This window comes from Pseudarthrobacter sp. NPDC058119 (assembly GCF_042884655.1).
In the GTDB taxonomy this organism is placed as follows: domain Bacteria; phylum Actinomycetota; class Actinomycetes; order Actinomycetales; family Micrococcaceae; genus Arthrobacter.
This window is the reverse complement of record NZ_JBHVTN010000006.1, coordinates 130,486-146,616: the sequence shown is the minus strand read 5'-3', so window position 1 is coordinate 146,616 and position 16,131 is coordinate 130,486. Positions and strand designations below refer to the sequence as shown.

Sequence of the window (16,131 nt, the reverse complement as noted above, 5' to 3'; positions counted from 1 at the left end):
ATGGGCAGGCCGGGTGGCTAGGAGCGGACCCCGTCGGCCTTGACCGCCAGCACCGGCCGGTCCGCCTGCATGAGGATCTGCTGCGCGTGGCTGCCCAGGATGAACTTGCCCACCTGGGTGCGGTGCCGGAGCCCGATCACGATCAGCGAGGCATCCACCTCCCTGGCCACGTCCAGGAACTCGTCAGCAAGGTCGTGTTCGTAGGGCGGCTGAATGACCGTGGCGGTGACGCCGGCATCAGCAGCCTTCTTCGCGGCCAGCGCCAGCACGCCTTCCGGCGCCACGGATTTGTCCACCAGGGCACCCTGGCGGGCAGAGTTCACGATGTACAGGTCCTTCTGCCGGAGCTGCGCTTCGGCGATGCCCGCGGCCAGGGCTGCCTCGCCGGCGGGGGTGGGAACGAAGCCGACGATGATGCTCATACCTTCTCCTTGATGTTCTGGTTGGTGAGGTTCCCGGCCGTGGCCGCTGCCGCCGTCGTGCCCTTGCGCCTGGCGACCAGGCTGCGGAGACCCGGCAGCACCGCCACGACGACAAAGACCACCAGCAGGGTTGCCGAGATGGGGCGGGTAAGGAATCCGGTGGGGTCGCCGCCGAAGACCAGGAGCGAGCGCCGCAGCGAGCTCTCCAGGAGCTCACCCAGGACGAAGGCCAGGACCAGCGGCCCCGGTTCGAAACCGAACTTCTTCATGAGGTAACCCAGCACGCCGAAGAACACCACGAGGGCCACATCGAACATGCTGTTGTTGATGGTGTAGGCGCCCAGCAGCGTAATCAAGGCAGTGATCGGTGCCAGGATGGCTGCGCGGACACGGAGGATGCGGACGAAGATGCCCACCAGCGGCAGGCTCATGATCAGCAGGAGGATGTTGCCGATGTACATGGAGTTGACCACGCCCCAGAACAGCTCCGGGTTTTGCTCCACCAGCTGCGGGCCCGGGGTCACGCCCTGGATCAGCAGCGCACCGAACATCAGTGCCATGGTGGCGTTGGCGGGAATGCCCAGGGTCAGCAGCGGAATGAACGACGACGTTGCTGCCGCGTTGTTCGCTGTTTCCGGCCCCGCCACGCCTTCGGGGGCCCCCTTTCCGAAGCGCTCCGGGTGCTTTGCCCGCTTTTTTTCCATGGCGTAGGAGGCCATGGATGCGATGGTGGCGCCGCCGCCGGGCAGGATGCCCAGGAAGAAGCCCAGGATGGAGCCGCGGGTGATGGCACCGGAGGCGTGCTTCAGGTCGGACCTGGCGGGCCAGACGTTGGAAACCTTCGACGGCGCCTTGGCGGCGCGGTGCCGTTCCTCGAGGTTGTAGAGGATCTCGCCCAGGCCGAAGAGGCCCATGGCGATGGGCACGAAGTCGATGCCGTCGGCGAGTTGGAGGCTGCCGAAGGTGAACCGGCTCTCGCCGGTGAAGACGTCCCGGCCAACGGTGGCGAGCAGGAGGCCCACGGCGGCCGCGATCAGCGCCTTGGCCTTTGAACCGCCGCTGATGGTTGCCACCAGCAGGATGCCCAGCATGGCCAGCGCCGAGTACTCCGCGGGCCCGAAGTCCAGGGCGAATCCTGCCACGGCGGGCGCCAGGAAGGTCAGGCCGATGATGGCAGCGGTTCCACCAATGAAGGACCCGATCGCGGCCAGGCCCAGCGCGGTGCCGGCCTTGCCCTGCCTGGCCATCTGATAGCCGTCAAAGACCGTCACCACCGAAGACGCCTCGCCGGGAAGCCGCAGCAGGACGGAGGTGATGGTCCCGCCGTACTGGGCACCGTAGAAGATGCCTGCGAGCATGATGATCGCGGTGACGGGCTCCACGCTGTAGGTCAGCGGAAGCAGGATGGCGATGGTGGCGGCCGGACCCAGCCCGGGCAGGACGCCGATCAGCATGCCGATCACGACGCCGATCAGGCAGTACAGCAGGTTCATCGGTTCCAGGACCACTGAAAAACCGTTGATCACGGGATTGAAGAAATCCACGGTGGTCTCCTAGAAGAGGTGGGGAATGGACGTGCCGAGGGCCAGGACGAAAATCCCGTAGAACGCCGCAACGACGATCGCGCTGACCAGGAGCGTGGAGCGCCAGGTTTCGCTGCCCAGGAACTTCATCCAGATGATGCAGAGGATGAGCGATGGAATCTCGAAGCCGATGACGGGCATGAGTGCCACCATGGCGGCCAGTGTGGCGAGGCCGGTAAGCGGTGCGAAGGAAAGCCTGGTGAATTTCTCTGCGTCCCGGTTATGCCGCCCCCACACCAGTTGGAAGATGGCCAGGGCCACCATCACGCAGCTGGTGAGGAACGGCCACAGCCCGGGCTCGGGCTTCTCCGGGGTGCCAAGGCCCATGGCAACGGAAAGGGCCAGGGCCCCGGTCCCGACGGCGAGCACCACCAGGGAGGAGGCCGCGTTGGCGAGCGGTCCTGCGGCAGGAGGCTTTTCCTCCTCCCACTGTGCGGCGAGTTCCTCGGGGGTCAAGGCTTCGGGCATCTCGTCCGGGCCGTCCCCGGCGGACTGCCGGGCGGACCTTCCATCCGGTCCGGCAGCCACTGCTGGAGTTGCTTCCATCGCGGTTACTTGTTCCCGCCAAGGCTGATGCCGTACTTCTCCACCAGTGACTTGTACCTGCCTGCGTAGTCCTTCCACTGGGTGAGGACTTCCTCGCCGGAAATCTCCTTGGGCGTCAGGAGGTTCTTCTTGTTGAATTCCTTGTAGGCGTCCGTCTCGAAGGTGTCCTTGAAGGCCGCGGCGAGCTTGTCCTTGACGTCCTGCGGGGTTCCCTTCGGAGCCGCGACGGCCCGGTACTGCGCCACCGGCACGTCATAGCCCGCTTCTTTGGCCGACGGGATGTCCGGCAGGAAGCTGTTGCGCTCTTCGGAGAAGACCATCAGCGGAGTGACCTTTCCGGCCTGGATCTGGGCCATGGCCTCGCCAAGCTGGATGGTGGTCAGCTCAACCTGGTTGCCCAGGACGGCGGTCAGGGCTGGCTTGCCGCTGTCGAACGGAACGTCGGTGCCCTGCACGTTTGCCTGCTTGAACAGGACGGTCTGAGCAAGCTGGCTGCCCGTACCCACGCCGGTGGTGCCGAACGTAACATTCCTGCCTGCGGAAGTGACGTCCTTGAAGCTCTTGAAGCCCGAGCCTTGGCTGGCGACCAGCACGTAGTCGTCCTGGGAGAGGCCGGTGATGATGTCCAGATCGTCCAGGTTGACGGCTTCCTCCTTGCTGACGGCAAGGGGCGTGATGGTGATCAGGGAGGCGGTGAGGAGGACCAGTTCCTGGCCGTCGGCGGGCTTGCCCGCAACTTCCTTCGTCGCCAAGGCACCGTTTGCGCCCGGCTTGTTCACCACGGGCATTGGTGCGCCGAGGGTCTTGGCGGCTCCGTCCGCAAGCGCCCTGGCGATGAGGTCGGTGCTTCCACCGGCGGCCTGGCCAACCGTCATTGTGACCGGGCCCGACGGGTACTTGGCGGAATTGCCGGCAGCGGCTCCGCCGGCAACGTTGCCACCGCAGGCTGTCAGTGCCAGCAGGGTGAAAGCCGACGCCGTTCCAAGGACGGCGCGGCGGGAAAGGAAGTGCATCATTGGAACTCCTAGGTGCAAGTGCGGGCTGGGGCGCCCGGGCGACTGTGAAGGGGGTCACCCCGCTTCGCTTTGTCGAGTGTAGGGAGCAGCTATGATGCCTGTCTAAGCCCTTATCTGCATCATTTGATACCCGGAAGGCATCATGTTTACGTTTGACCAATTGGCCGGCTTTATCGCCGTCGCGGAAGAGCTCCACTTCGGACGGGCCGCCGAGCGGCTGAACATGACGCAGCCGCCGTTGAGCCGCCAGATCCAAAAGCTGGAAAAGATCGTGGGGGCCGAACTGCTGGAACGGGACAACAGGAAGGTGGAACTCACCCCCGCCGGACACACTTTCCTGAAGGAGGCCCGCCGGCTTATGGCGCTGGCGGAAAGGGCCCCCGTGACAGCGCGGCGGATTGCGTCGGGGAAGTCCGGCGTCCTGCGCATAGGCTTTACCGCCGCCAGCGGCTTCAGCATCCTGGGACCCCTGCTGGAGGAACTGTCGGGCATCATCCCGGATGTGGAGATCGAACTGCAGGAACTGGTGACTGGGGACCAACTGGCCGGACTGGTGACCGGAGAACTGGACCTGGGGCTCGCACGGCCACCATTCGACACGGAAACCTTCGACTCCCACCTGCTTTACCGGGAGTCGATGATGCTTGCCGTACCCGAGGGACACCGCCTCACTTTGCTGGACCGGAGTATCACGGCAGACGATTTCAGCGACGAGCCCCTGATCATGCATTCCCCCACGCAGGCCCGCTACTTCTACGACCTCGTGGTCCGCATGCTCCCTATCCGACATGCCAACGTGGTGCATACCGTCAGCCAGATCCTCACCATGGTCTCGCTCGTGGCGGCCAAGCGGGGGCTGGCGTTCGTGCCACACTCCGCGACCCTGCTGGGCATTCGCGGGGTACAGTTCCTCCCGTTGGAGGACGGAGGCCACGAACAGGTGGAACTCCACGCCCTGTGGGGACGCAGAATCACCAACCCGGCGCTGTCACGGCTCCTGAAGGACCTCGAGTTCGCCATGGAGTGACTTCGGTGGGTGCGCTTGGCAATGCAGCAAAGGTATCAATGAATACAAAATTGCACTTAGACAGGCATGAGTGGACCCTCCTACGCTGGGGACGAACCATCACCCCTGCCGCCGCGCGGCGCACACACCAAAGGACCACACCGTGGCAAAGTACACTCCCCGCGAACTGGCGGACACCCTCAAGGAAGGCCTGCTTTCCTTCCCCGTCACCTCGTTCGATGCAAACCTGCAGTTCGATGAGGAGAACTACCGCAAGCACCTTGCCTGGCAGGCCAGCTTCCCCGTGGCCGGCCTCTTCGCAGCAGGCGGCACCGGCGAAGGCTTCTCCCTCACCCCTACGGAGTCAGAGCGGGTGGTGCGCACCGCCGTCGAGGAAGTAGGCGCCAGCGTGCCGGTCCTCGCCTCCGCCGGAGGTTCCACGGCCCAGGCCATCGAAAACGCACAGGCAGCCGAGGCAGCCGGCGCAGAGGGCATCCTCCTCCTGCCGCCGTACCTGACCGAAGCAGACCAGGGCGGCCTGGTGGAGCACGTCAGTGCCGTATGCCGTGCCACCTCCCTGGGCGTCATCATCTACAACCGCGCCAATGCCATCTACAAGGACACCACCGTGGCAACCCTGGCGGACCGCCACGAAAACCTCATCGGCTTCAAGGACGGCGTGGGCGACCTCGAACACGACGCCCGGGTGTACGCCAAACTGGGCGACCGCCTGTTCTACCTCGGCGGGCTCCCCACCGCCGAAACGTTCGCACTGCCCCTGCTGCAGCTGGGCATGAGCACCTACTCCAGCGCCATGTACAACTTCGTCCCCCAGTTCGCCGTGGACTTCTACCAGGATGTGCGCAACAACGACCGCGCCGCCGTCAACAAGAAGCTGAATGACTTCGTCATCCCGTACCTGGACATCCGAGACCGCGTGAAAGGCTACTCTGTGTCCATCGTCAAGGGCGGCCTGGACGCTATCGGCAGGTCGGCAGGGCCCGTCCGGGCGCCGCTGCAGAACCTGGCACCGCAGGACCTCGAGGACCTTAAAGCCCTCATCGCCGCCATTTCCTAGCCGTCACCGAAGACACAGGAGCAACCCCATGACCCTCACCGGGCATTCACTCATTGCCGGCCGGCCGGTTGCCGGCAACGGCAAGACCACCAATGGCTTCAATCCCGCCACCAACCAGCCTCTGGAGCCTGGGTACTCACTGATCACCGAAGAGCAGCTCACGACGGCGACCCGCGCCGCTGCGGATGCGTTCGCCTCCTTCAGCAGCCTGGCCCCGGACACCCACGCCGCGTTCCTTGAGTCCATTGCGGACAACATTGAAGCCATCGGCGAGGAACTCATTACCCGTGCCGGGCAGGAAACCGGTCTCCCCGCAGCCCGGCTCACCGGCGAACGCGCCCGCACCACCGGCCAGCTGCGCCTCTTCGCCACCGTCATCCGCCAGGGCGACCACCGCGGTGTCCGCATCGACCCCGCTATCCCCGACCGGGCACCCCTGCCCCGGGCCGACATCCGCCAACGCCAGGTCCCGCTTGGCCCGGTTGCGGTATTCGGCGCAAGCAACTTTCCGCTGGCCTTTTCGACGGCGGGCGGGGACACGGCGTCGGCCCTCGCCGCCGGCTGCCCGGTGGTGTTCAAAGCCCACAACGCCCACCCCGGCACCAGCGAACTCGTCGGCCAGGCCGTCACCAAGGCGGTCAAGGACCACGGCCTGCACCCCGGCGTGTTCTCCCTGATATACGGCCCCGGCTCCAGCATCGGCCAGGCGCTTGTGGCGGACCCCGCCATCAAGGCCGTCGGGTTCACCGGCTCCCAGTCCGCAGGGATCGCCCTCATACGCACCGCCGCCAACCGGCCCGAACCCATCCCGGTCTACGCCGAAATGTCCTCGCTGAACCCGGTCTTCGTCTTTGACGGCGCCCTTTCCGGCGACGCCGCAAGCATCGACACCCTCGCCGCCGCCTACGTCACCGCGGTCACCGGAAGTTCCGGCCAGCTCTGCACCTCCCCCGGCCTCCTGTTCGCCCCCACAGGCGAACTTGGGGACAAACTCGCCGCCGCCGTCGGACGCGCCATCGCCGCCTGCCCCGGCCAGACCATGCTCACCCAGGGCATCGCCAACTCCTGGAACGCCGGAACCGAGGCACTCAGCGCAGCAGCCGGCGTCGAACTCATCGGTCAAGGTACCCCCGGCGAAACCCGGAACGCGCCCGCACCCGCCATCTACGGCACCCAGGTCAGGGACTTCGTCACCAACGAGGTTCTGCACCAGGAAATCTTCGGCGCCGCATCCCTGGTGATCCGCTACAACACCACCGATGACCTCATCCAGGCGGCCGCACGGATCGAAGGCCAGCTCACCGCCTCCCTGCACCTGACCGAACAGGACTACGCGACGGCAGCACCCCTAATCCCCGTCCTCGAACAGAAAGTGGGCCGCATCATCGTCAACGGCTGGCCCACCGGCGTCGAGGTCGGCCACGCCATGGTCCACGGCGGCCCCTTCCCTGCCACCTCCGACTCCCGAACCACCTCCGTCGGAACCCTCGCCATCCACCGCTTCCTGCGGCCGGTCGCGTACCAGAACCTCCCCCAGGAACTCCTCCCCCAGCCGCTGCAGGACGCCAACCCCTGGCACCTGAACCGCCGCATCGACGGCGACATGGTCCCCGCAGCAGAGAAAGCAGACGTCAGCGCATGAGCACCCAGCCCACCATTGCAGGCATCGAGGTGGTGCCCGTCGCGGGCCACGACAGCATGCTGATGAACCTCAGCGGCGCGCACGGCCCGTTCTTCACCCGCAACGTGGTCATCATCACTGATTCGGACGGCCGCACCGGGCTGGGCGAGGTGCCCGGCGGCGAGAAGATCCGGACCACCATCGAGGAGGCCGGCGCCCTGATCAAGGGCAAGCCGGTGGCCCGGTACCGTTCGCTGCTCCGGGACGTCGCGGCCGAGTTCGCGGACCGTGACGCCGGCGGCCGCGGCCTGCAGACCTTCGACCTGCGCACCACCGTGCACGCGGTGACGGCTGTGGAATCGGCGTTGCTGGACCTGCACGGCCAGTTCCTGGGCGTCCCCGTGGCCGAACTGCTGGGCGACGGGCAGCAGCGCACGTCGGTGCCCATGCTCGGCTACTTGTTCTTCGTGGGCGACTACCAGCGCACGGACCTCCCGTACCTGGTGGAAACCAACCCCGCGGACCGGTGGGAGGAACTGCGCCGCCAGGAGGCCATGACGCCGGACGCCGTCGTCGCCCTGGCCGAAGCGGCCCAGGAGCGCTACGGGTTCAGCGACTTCAAGCTCAAGGGCGGCGTGCTGTCCGGCGACGACGAAGTGGATGTGGTCACCGCCCTCGCCAAGCGCTTCCCGGACGCCCGGGTCACCCTGGACCCGAACGGCGGCTGGCTCCTGGACGACGCCATCGGGCTGGGCAAGCGGATGCAGGGCGTGGTGGCCTACGCCGAGGACCCCTGCGGTGCCGAGGGCCGCTTTTCCGGCCGCGAGGTGATGGCGGAGTTCCGCCGGGCCACGGGGCTGAAGACGGCCACCAACATGATCGCCACGGACTGGCGCGAAATGTCGCACGCCATCCGCAGCAACGCCGTGGACATCCCGCTGGCGGACCCGCACTTCTGGACCATGCACGGTTCAGTCCGGGTAGCCCAGCTGTGCAACGAGTTCGGCCTGACGTGGGGCTCGCACTCGAACAACCACTTCGACATCTCGCTGGCCATGTTCACGCACACCGGTGCCGCTGCCCCGGGTGAGATCACCGCCCTGGACACGCACTGGATCTGGCAGGACGGGCAGGGCCTGACGAAGAGTCCGCTGCAGATCAAGGGCGGGGCCATCGAGGTTCCGGCCACGCCCGGCCTGGGCATCGAACTGGACCGCGAGGCACTGGACAAAGCCCACCAGCTGTATCTGGAGCACGGCCTGGATGCCCGCGATGACAGCATCGGCATGCAGTACTACGTCGACGGCTGGTCCTTCGACCCCAAGCGGCCCTGCCTGGTCAGGTAACAACCCTCTGGCCAAGGACCATCCGGAACATTTCTCCAGGGTCCCCGCCCTGGATCCCCATCCCAAAGGAAAAATTCAATGAAGTCTGTGGACAACGCCGTCCTGGACCTGGCATCCGCCACCAGGAAATTCTTCAAGCGCGTACTCCCCATCATGCTGGTCATGCTGGTCTGCAACCAGCTCAACCGCTCCAACATCGGCTACGCCCAGGACCACCTCCAGGCCGACGTGGGCATCGGCGCCGCCGCGTACGGTTTCGGTGCCGGCCTGTTCTTCATCGCCTACGCGATTTTCGAGCTCCCCAGCAACGTGATGATGGAAAGGTATGGTGCCAGGGTCTGGCTGACCCGGATCATGGTCAGCTGGGGCATCGTGTCCTTCCTCATGGCGTTCGTGCAGAACGAGGCCATGTTCTACATCCTGCGGTTCCTCCTGGGCGCCGCCGAGGCCGGTTTCTTTCCGGCTGTCATCTTCTACTTCGCCCGCTGGGTGCCCGCAGGCCAGCGGGGGAAGGCAACGGCGGTCTTCATTGCCGGGTCTTCCGTTGCCGCTGCCATCTCCGGTCCCATCGCGGGCATGCTGCTGAGCCTCAATGGCGCCTTGGGCATGCACGGCTGGCAGTGGCTTTTCGGGTTCGAAGGCGTGGTTTCGGTGCTGGTGGGAATCGTGGTGTTCTTCCTGCTGGACGCGAAGATCCAGGACGCCAAATGGCTGTCTCCCGCTGAAAAGGATGCCCTCTCCCAGGCCATCAACGCAGAGGACGCGGAACACACCAAGGCGGACGGCGGCAAGGCCAACCGCTGGAAAATGCTCCTCAACCCGCAGATCCTGCTCCTGTGCGGCATCTATTTCGCCATCCAGCTGTCCATTTACGCCAACACTTTCTGGTTGCCCAGCATCGTCAAGCGGATCCCCGGGACCACCGATCTCTCCGCCGGCTTCCTCTCCGCTATCCCCTGGGTCTGCGCCGTGTTCGCCATGTACTTCGCGGCGAAGTGGCAGGACAAGGCCAGGTCCAAGAAGCCACTGCTCGTTGCAGCGCTCCTGGTGGCCGCCGCCGGAACGTACGCGGCTGCCGTGGCCTCACCCGTGCTGGCACTGGTGTTCCTGGCCATCGCGGCCATGGGTTTCAAGAGCGCTTCGCCGCTGTTCTGGACCATCCCGCAGTCAGGCCTGCACCCGCTGGTCCTGGCGCCGGCCATCGCCATCATCAATTCGCTGGGCAACCTGGGCGGATTCGTGGCGCCGTTCGGCTTCGGCATTATCAAGGAACAGACCGGCAGCGTGATCCCCGGGCTCTTCGCCCTGGCCGCCGCCTCCGCGGTGGCCGCAGGGCTGGTCTACTTCCTGAAGGAACGCCGTAAGGGCAGCCAAGCCGAGGCTGGGTCCCAGGACGTGGACGCCGAAACAGCAGTCCCCGCCCGCGCCTGAAACCTGGGCCCGCTCCATCCGGTGTTTTCGGCGTCCGGCTAGCTTCCGGTGATCACCAAGGCAACGCTGTGGCCGCCGAAGCCGAAGGCATTGACCAGTCCGGCCCGGGCAGAGGCGGGCAACGCGTGGGCAGCTTCGGTAACGACGTTGAGATCCAGCTCCGGGTCCAGGGACTCCACGTTCAGCGTTCCGGGCAGCTGGCCGGTGCGCAGCGCTTCGAGGACCACGACGGCGGCCAGCGCACCGGCGCCGCCCAGCAGGTGCCCGGTGTGCCCCTTGGTGGAGGTCACCGGCACGTCGGTGCCGAAAACGTCATTGATCGCCTGGCCTTCCAGCCGGTCCCCCACCGGAGTGGACGTGGCGTGGGCATGGACGAAACCGATATCCGCCGGTTCCATCCCCGCCGAAGTTAGGGCCTTCTGCATGACGCGGCGCTGCATCGCGGGATCGGCGGCCACGATGTCGTTGGCATCCGAGGTCACCGCGCCGCCGGCCACAGCCCCAAGGACGGCGGCGCCGCGGGCACGGGCGTGCTCCTCACGCTCCAGCACCACCACCCCGGCGCCCTCGGCGAGCACAAAGCCGTCCCGGCCGCCGTCGAACGGGCGCGAGGCCCGCTGCGGATCATCCGAACGGGTAGACAGGGCGCGGATCTGGGCGAAGCCGCTGATCACCAGGTCGTTGACGGAAGCATCCACTCCGCCGGCGATTACGACGTCGGCAGCACCGGAGCGGATCAGCTCGGCTGCCTGGACAATCGCCTCAGCCCCGGAAGCGCACGCGCTGACAGGCGTCCGGGCGCCCCCGCGGGCACCAAGGTCGATGGACACCCACGCGGCCGGGCCGTTTGCCATCAGCCTGGTAAGGGTGTGCGGTGACACCTTGCGCGGGCCTGACTGGTTCAACGTGCGGTCCTGCTCGATGGTGGAACCCAGCCCGCCGTAAGCCGACCCGATCACCACCGCAAACCGTTCAGGATCCACGTCGGGGCTCCCGGCCTGCGTCCATGCCTCACGGGCTGCCACCAAGGCAAGTTGCCCGCACCGGTCCATCCGCTTCATTTCGCGGGTGCTGAGGCGCTCCGAAAGGTCGGCAATAATTTGCCCGGCGATTTTGACCGGCAGCTGCTCCGCCCAGTCGTGGTCCAGGGCGGTGATTCCGGAGCGGCCGTCCAGCAGGCCTTCCCAGGTTTCCTTGACCGTCGAGCCGAGGGGATTGATGGTTCCGGCGCCGGTTACTACGGCGCGGGGTGCAGGAGTTTCCACAAGTGCCTTACTTCGCCGGGTTGTGCGTGCCGATGGGCAGCAGCGTCAGGTCCGGGTGGTTCTTCTCGATCCGGCGCAGCGCCCAGACATCGGTGAACAAGGCGAGGTATTCGCCGTCGGACCGCAGAAGCACCTCAGCGCCCGGTACATTTGCCAGCGCGGGCATGGCATCCGCCGTCGAAATCCTGGCCAACGAGTAGGGCAGGCGCTCCAGGCGCATGGGGGCGCTGAAGTCGTGCGCCATGCGGTCCTCCACCACCTCGAACTGCATAGGCCCGACGGCGGCAAGCACCGGCGCCTGGTCTCCGCGGAGGTCGGAGCGGAGCAGCTGGATGACGCCCTCGTGCTCGAGCTGCTCGATGCCGCGGCGGAACTGCTTGAACTTGCTGGGGTCCTTGGACCGGGCCACCTGGAAGTGCTCAGGGGCGAACAGCGGGATGGCCGGGTATTCCACCGCGTTCTCCAGGAAAAGGCTGTCGCCGACGCGCAGCGAGGAGGCGTTGACCAGGCCCACCACGTCCCCGGGGTAGGCCTCGTCAATGACTTCGCGTTCGCGGCCGAACACCTGCTGGGCGTACTTGGTGGCAAAGGACTTGCCGGTGCGGGTCTGCGTGACCACCATGCCGCGCTCGAAGACGCCGGAGCAGACGCGGATGAAGGCCACGTGGTCGCGGTGCGCCTTGTTCATGCCCGCCTGGACCTTGAACACGAAGCCGGAGAACGGGGACTCGACCGGTCGCGGATTGCCGTCGATGTCCGGGCGGGGCGCGGCCGGCGGCGCGAAGTCCACCAGTGCGTCGAGCAGTTCCTTCACGCCGAAGTTCAGGGCGGCGGAGCTGAACAGGATGGGGGTTGCCTTCCCGCCGTGGAAGGCCTCGACGTCGAACTCAAGGTTGGATTCGATCACCAGGCCGGCTTCGTCCACGGCGTCGGACCAGTTGCTGCCCTCGTTTGCAGCGGCCTCTTCCGGCGTGAAGTACTCTGTGAGGGCGATCTGGGCGCCGGCGTTGTTGCGCTGGAACCGGGCGAAACGGTCGTTGCGGAGGTCCCAGACGCCGCGGAAGTCACCCGAGATGCCCACGGCCCAGGTCAGCGGCATGGGCTGCAGCCCGGTGCGTTCGGTGATCTCGTCCATCAGCGCCAGGGCGTCCAGGCCGGGCCGGTCCCATTTGTTGATGACGGTGATGATGGGCAGGTTCCGCTGCTTGCAGACCTCGAAGAGCTTCATGGTCTGGGTTTCCAGGCCCTTGGCGGCGTCCACCAGCATCACGGCGCAGTCGACGGCGGCGAGCACCCGGTAGGTATCCTCGGAGAAGTCGGCGTGGCCGGGGGTGTCCAGCAGGTTGATGACAGTGTCCCGGTACGAGAACTGCAGGGCCGCGGAGCTGATGGAGATGCCACGGTCCTTTTCCATCTGCATCCAGTCCGAGACCGTTTCCTTGCGGTTGGCCTTGCCGCTGGAGGCGCCCGCGGTTCCGATCACCTTTGCATGCAGGGCCAGGGCCTCCGTGAGCGTGGACTTACCGGCGTCAGGGTGTGAAATGACGGCGAAGGTCCTGCGGCGGCCCGCCTCCTTGTGAATCTCGGAGATCCGGGCTGGGGTCAGGACATCTTGGGACACGGTGCTACTTTCGCTGCGGTTGTGGCTGCCCAGGGCCTTTCGGGTTCTGCACTGCGGCTCAAGGGCGGGAATGTCATTGGCAAACGACCAAAGTACAAGTTTATCGCAGGGCCGCAAACCGGTGCCGGCTGCGCTTAACGCGGGCGAAACCGGACGTTCAAAGCCTCGAAATGCCGGGCCGTTAGCTTTGGCGCATGATGCATGGCGCCATTTTCCCGGGCAACCTCTTCTTCGATCCGCTCGCCACCAACCTGGCCGCGGCCCCTGTCGGTGCGGGCACGGTTGGTGCGGGCACGCAGGGGCCCGCCGCTGCCCTTCCTTCAGCCCCGAAGCGAAAACGTGGCGTCCAGACGGCGGCCGAGCACAAAGCGCTCAGGGCGGCCTCCCTTTCCAGGGTCAGCCGGGATTTGGAGCGGATGCTCCGGGACCGCAAGCGTTGACATTTCCCGGGCCACCCCGCGGGACCGGCATGATGTGCTTATGCGCAGCATCGAACTGGTCTTTGATGACAGCACCGACGCCGTTCTGCGGGCCGACTGGGCGAGGCTCGAGGCCGCCGGCCTGCCAAGCCTGGCTGCGCACACCTCCCCCAGCAACAGTCCGCACGTCACCCTGGCCGCAGGCATGGATTTGCAGGCCGCCGAGGAAGGGCCCTGGGCGGCATTGCCCCTGGACGTAACCTTTTCGGGCGCCATCGTTTTTCCGGCAGGCCCGGGCAAATATGTGCTGGGCCGCTCGGTCCTGGTGACCGGCCCCCTGCTCGACCTGCACCGACGCCTGCACCAAGGTCTTTCCGGTGCGAAGCCGCTGACATTGCCCGGCTCTTGGACGCCGCACGTCACCATTTCCCGCCGCATCCCGGGCCAGCAGCTGGGAACGGCCATTGACCTGCTGGACCTGCGCATCGACGGCCGCTGCACAGCCGCCCGGCTGTGGGACAGCAGCACCAAAACGGTCACGCCACTGGCCGGCCCGGCCTGAGCAATGGTCCCGCCTGCGGGTCGGGAGCAGCAGACCTGCGGGCCGGGAGCAGCAAAAAGTGCCCTTTGCGTGCGGGGTCCAGACCGTACTTTCCCCGCTGTCGGGGCCACCCCCTAATGAGGCACTTTGGGGCTTGCCCGTGCGGAACTTGGACTTCTTACCCCTATCATTGAGCTTGCGGGAACCAGAGCACTTTTTGGTCCTGCCGGACAACTGCAGATGCCGGCATTCCTGCGGGCGGCGGTCCGCACCTTTGAAGGGAAACACCTATGGCGCGGAGCCCCGAAGAATCGCTGAGGGCCACTCTGGGCCGGGTTGCACCCGGAACTCCCCTCCGCGACGGCCTGGAACGCATCCTCCGTGGGCGCACGGGCGCACTGATCGTCCTGGGCTCGGACCGCACCATCGATTCCATCTGCTCCGGCGGCTTCGATATCGGCATCGAGTTTTCGCCTACCCGCCTGCGGGAACTGGCCAAGATGGACGGTGCCATCATCTGCGACAAGGACGCCGGCAATATCCTGCGCGCGGCCGTCCAACTGGTCCCGGATTCAAGCATCGAAACGCAGGAATCAGGCACCCGCCACCGGACGGCGGAACGGGTGGCCAAGCAGACCGGAGTTCCCGTCATCTCCGTCAGCCAGTCCATGCAGATCATCGCCCTGTACGTCAATGGTTTGCGGCATGTCCTCGAGGGCTCCGAAAACGTCCTGGCCCGCGCCAACCAGGCCCTGGCCACCCTGGAGCGGTACCGTGCCCGGCTGGACCAGGTCACCAGTTCGCTGTCCGCCCTGGAAATCGAGGCAATGGTGACGGTCCGGGACGTCGCCGTCACCCTCCAGCGGCAGGAAATGGTCCGCCGCATCTCGGAGGAAATTTCGCAGTACGTCCTGGAACTGGGCGAAGACGGCCGGCTCCTCTCCCTCCAGCTCGACGAACTTACCGTGGGAAGGGGGCCCGGCAGCGACGTGATCATCCGCGACTACGCCAGCCCCAATGCCTCCGCGGATGACATCGACAAAGCCGTGCACGAACTGGTCAACCTTGGCCCCACTGAGCTGATCGACCTTGGCAAGATCGCGGCAATCGTTGGTTTCGCGGGCGGGGAGGCCAATCTCGACGCTGTGGTCCAGCCCCGCGGCTACCGGCTGTTGTCCGGCCTGAAGGCAGTTCCCAAGGCCGTGGCCGACCGCCTGGTGGACCATTTCGGTGGCCTGCAGTTCCTGATGGCCGCCACCATTGACGACCTCATGACCGTTGACGGGATCGGCGATCAGCGCGCCCGCACCGTCCGTGAAGGCCTCAGCCGCATGGCCGAAGCCAGCCTCCTGGACCGCTTCCTCTAAACACCCCGGATAACACCCATCGATTGCTCCGTAACTGCCGTTTTCAGCCCTCAAAACGGCAGTTAGGGAGCAATCGATGGAGGGGCGCTAGTTCAGCTGGAAGACGGCCTTGGGGCTGGCCCGCGAACCGAGTTTTGCGGTGAAGATGTAGTACGCCCCGCCGCCGCCGGGGGCAGCGGCCACGGCTTTACAGCCATCGGCGCTGCGGTTCCTGCCCCATGGGAAGTTGGCGGTTTCGCTGGCGCCCGGCGCAATCACCTTCACCAGGTCCTCGCTCGAGGCCTGGCAGTCCTTCGAAGAGAAGATCCGGTCGGCACCGCTGGTGACCAAGAACTCCATCTGGGAGGTTCCAATGTTGACCTCGCACGGGACGGTGCCGCCGTTGGTCACTTTCAGGGTGAGGAGCGGGTTTTCGCCCGGGCCGTAGGCGGGCTTGTCGGTGGCGGCGGTGACGGTCACCAGGTTCTGGTTGCAGGTTGGGGTGGCCGCCGCAGTGGGCGTCGGCGTGGCAGACGGTGATGCCGGTGCCGAAGCTGAAGGGGCAGCCGCGGAGGCGGAATCGGCGGCGGAAGGCTGGGTGGACGAGGCCTGCTGCGAACCGCCGCGGAAGGCACCGGCCAGCGCGAAACCGCCGGCCACCAGCACGATCACCAGCAGGAGCGCGCCGCCAACCACCAGGCGCCGCCGCCGGTACACGGCGGCACTCGGTTTCCGGACGCTGCTGGAACCCGCTGCCGTGCCGCGCGCTGATGAATTGCCTTGCCTGCCCATCCTCCTAGGCTAGGGAAACCCGCCGGATCCGCACTGCCACCACGCCGCCGCATCAGCATCGCTCTGGTCACAACCGGTTTGCCGGCCGCCCGAACCCA

General features: G+C 66.3%; 15 protein-coding genes. 8 read left to right on the top strand and 7 right to left on the bottom strand.

Annotation, left to right across the window (positions count from 1 at the left end; translation table 11 throughout):
• Nucleotides 1-17 precede the first annotated feature (17 nt).
• Genes ACFVTD_RS14075 through ACFVTD_RS14060 form a run of 4 tightly spaced genes read right to left on the bottom strand, consistent with a single transcriptional unit; the run spans nucleotide 18 to nucleotide 3,567 of the window.
• Nucleotides 18-422, bottom strand: a complete 405-nt coding sequence (locus ACFVTD_RS14075; protein WP_387564007.1) for a universal stress protein — start codon at nucleotides 420-422, stop codon at nucleotides 18-20.
• Complete coding sequence (locus ACFVTD_RS14070) at nucleotides 419-1,966, bottom strand: tripartite tricarboxylate transporter permease (RefSeq protein ID WP_387564004.1); 1,548 nt, start codon at nucleotides 1,964-1,966, stop codon at nucleotides 419-421. Before ACFVTD_RS14070 ends, ACFVTD_RS14075 begins: the two co-directional genes overlap by 4 nt.
• A 9-nt stretch (nucleotides 1,967-1,975) precedes the next feature.
• Nucleotides 1,976-2,551, bottom strand: a complete 576-nt coding sequence (locus tag ACFVTD_RS14065) for a tripartite tricarboxylate transporter TctB family protein (protein ID WP_387564001.1) — start codon at nucleotides 2,549-2,551, stop codon at nucleotides 1,976-1,978.
• A gap of 5 nt (nucleotides 2,552-2,556) precedes the next feature.
• On the bottom strand, nucleotides 2,557-3,567 hold the full coding sequence (locus tag ACFVTD_RS14060; RefSeq protein ID WP_387563998.1) for a Bug family tripartite tricarboxylate transporter substrate binding protein: 1,011 nt from the start codon (nucleotides 3,565-3,567) through the stop codon (nucleotides 2,557-2,559).
• Nucleotides 3,568-3,709: 142 nt separating this feature from the next.
• Between ACFVTD_RS14060 and ACFVTD_RS14055 the strand changes: the two genes are divergently transcribed.
• The 5 genes from ACFVTD_RS14055 to ACFVTD_RS14035 all read left to right on the top strand — a co-directional run bounded on the left by ACFVTD_RS14055 (nucleotide 3,710) and on the right by ACFVTD_RS14035 (nucleotide 10,049).
• Nucleotides 3,710-4,594: a LysR family transcriptional regulator gene (locus ACFVTD_RS14055; RefSeq protein WP_387563995.1), complete on the top strand. Its 885-nt coding sequence runs from the start codon at nucleotides 3,710-3,712 to the stop codon at nucleotides 4,592-4,594.
• Between the two features lie 142 nt (nucleotides 4,595-4,736).
• On the top strand, nucleotides 4,737-5,651 hold the full coding sequence (gene kdgD / locus ACFVTD_RS14050; protein ID WP_387563992.1) for a 5-dehydro-4-deoxyglucarate dehydratase: 915 nt from the start codon (nucleotides 4,737-4,739) through the stop codon (nucleotides 5,649-5,651).
• Nucleotides 5,652-5,679: 28 nt separating this feature from the next.
• Complete coding sequence (locus tag ACFVTD_RS14045) at nucleotides 5,680-7,293, top strand: aldehyde dehydrogenase (NADP(+)) (RefSeq protein ID WP_387563989.1); 1,614 nt, start codon at nucleotides 5,680-5,682, stop codon at nucleotides 7,291-7,293.
• On the top strand, nucleotides 7,290-8,618 hold the full coding sequence (locus tag ACFVTD_RS14040) for an enolase C-terminal domain-like protein (RefSeq protein ID WP_387563986.1): 1,329 nt from the start codon (nucleotides 7,290-7,292) through the stop codon (nucleotides 8,616-8,618). The genes ACFVTD_RS14045 and ACFVTD_RS14040 overlap by 4 nt, the downstream gene beginning before the upstream one ends.
• 78 nt (nucleotides 8,619-8,696) lie before the next feature.
• Complete coding sequence (locus ACFVTD_RS14035) at nucleotides 8,697-10,049, top strand: MFS transporter (RefSeq protein WP_387563983.1); 1,353 nt, start codon at nucleotides 8,697-8,699, stop codon at nucleotides 10,047-10,049.
• A gap of 38 nt (nucleotides 10,050-10,087) precedes the next feature.
• On the opposite strand, the gene ACFVTD_RS14030 is transcribed toward ACFVTD_RS14035, so the two are convergent.
• A complete protein-coding gene (locus tag ACFVTD_RS14030) occupies nucleotides 10,088-11,314 on the bottom strand; it encodes a beta-ketoacyl-[acyl-carrier-protein] synthase family protein (protein ID WP_387563980.1) in 1,227 nt (408 codons plus the stop codon).
• A gap of 7 nt (nucleotides 11,315-11,321) precedes the next feature.
• Entirely contained in the window at nucleotides 11,322-12,935 is a 1,614-nt protein-coding gene (locus ACFVTD_RS14025) for a peptide chain release factor 3 (RefSeq protein WP_387563977.1), read from the bottom strand.
• A 194-nt stretch (nucleotides 12,936-13,129) separates the two neighbouring features.
• Between ACFVTD_RS14025 and ACFVTD_RS14020 the strand changes: the two genes are divergently transcribed.
• The 3 genes from ACFVTD_RS14020 to disA all read left to right on the top strand — a co-directional run bounded on the left by ACFVTD_RS14020 (nucleotide 13,130) and on the right by disA (nucleotide 15,262).
• Nucleotides 13,130-13,375, top strand: a complete 246-nt coding sequence (locus tag ACFVTD_RS14020) for a hypothetical protein (protein WP_387563974.1) — start codon at nucleotides 13,130-13,132, stop codon at nucleotides 13,373-13,375.
• A gap of 40 nt (nucleotides 13,376-13,415) precedes the next feature.
• Nucleotides 13,416-13,916, top strand: coding sequence for a 2'-5' RNA ligase family protein (locus ACFVTD_RS14015; RefSeq protein ID WP_387563971.1), 501 nt, complete (start codon nucleotides 13,416-13,418; stop codon nucleotides 13,914-13,916).
• Between the two features lie 269 nt (nucleotides 13,917-14,185).
• The gene (gene disA, locus ACFVTD_RS14010) at nucleotides 14,186-15,262 is read left to right on the top strand and encodes a DNA integrity scanning diadenylate cyclase DisA (RefSeq protein ID WP_141183018.1); all 1,077 of its coding nucleotides are present in this window, start codon (nucleotides 14,186-14,188) and stop codon (nucleotides 15,260-15,262) included.
• Between the two features lie 87 nt (nucleotides 15,263-15,349).
• Here disA and ACFVTD_RS14005 read toward each other — a convergent pair whose 3' ends face one another.
• Nucleotides 15,350-16,033 carry a hypothetical protein gene (locus ACFVTD_RS14005; protein ID WP_387563968.1) on the bottom strand — a complete coding sequence of 228 codons (684 nt, stop codon included), beginning with the start codon at nucleotides 16,031-16,033 and terminating at the stop codon, nucleotides 15,350-15,352.
• Nucleotides 16,034-16,131: the final 98 nt, after the last annotated feature.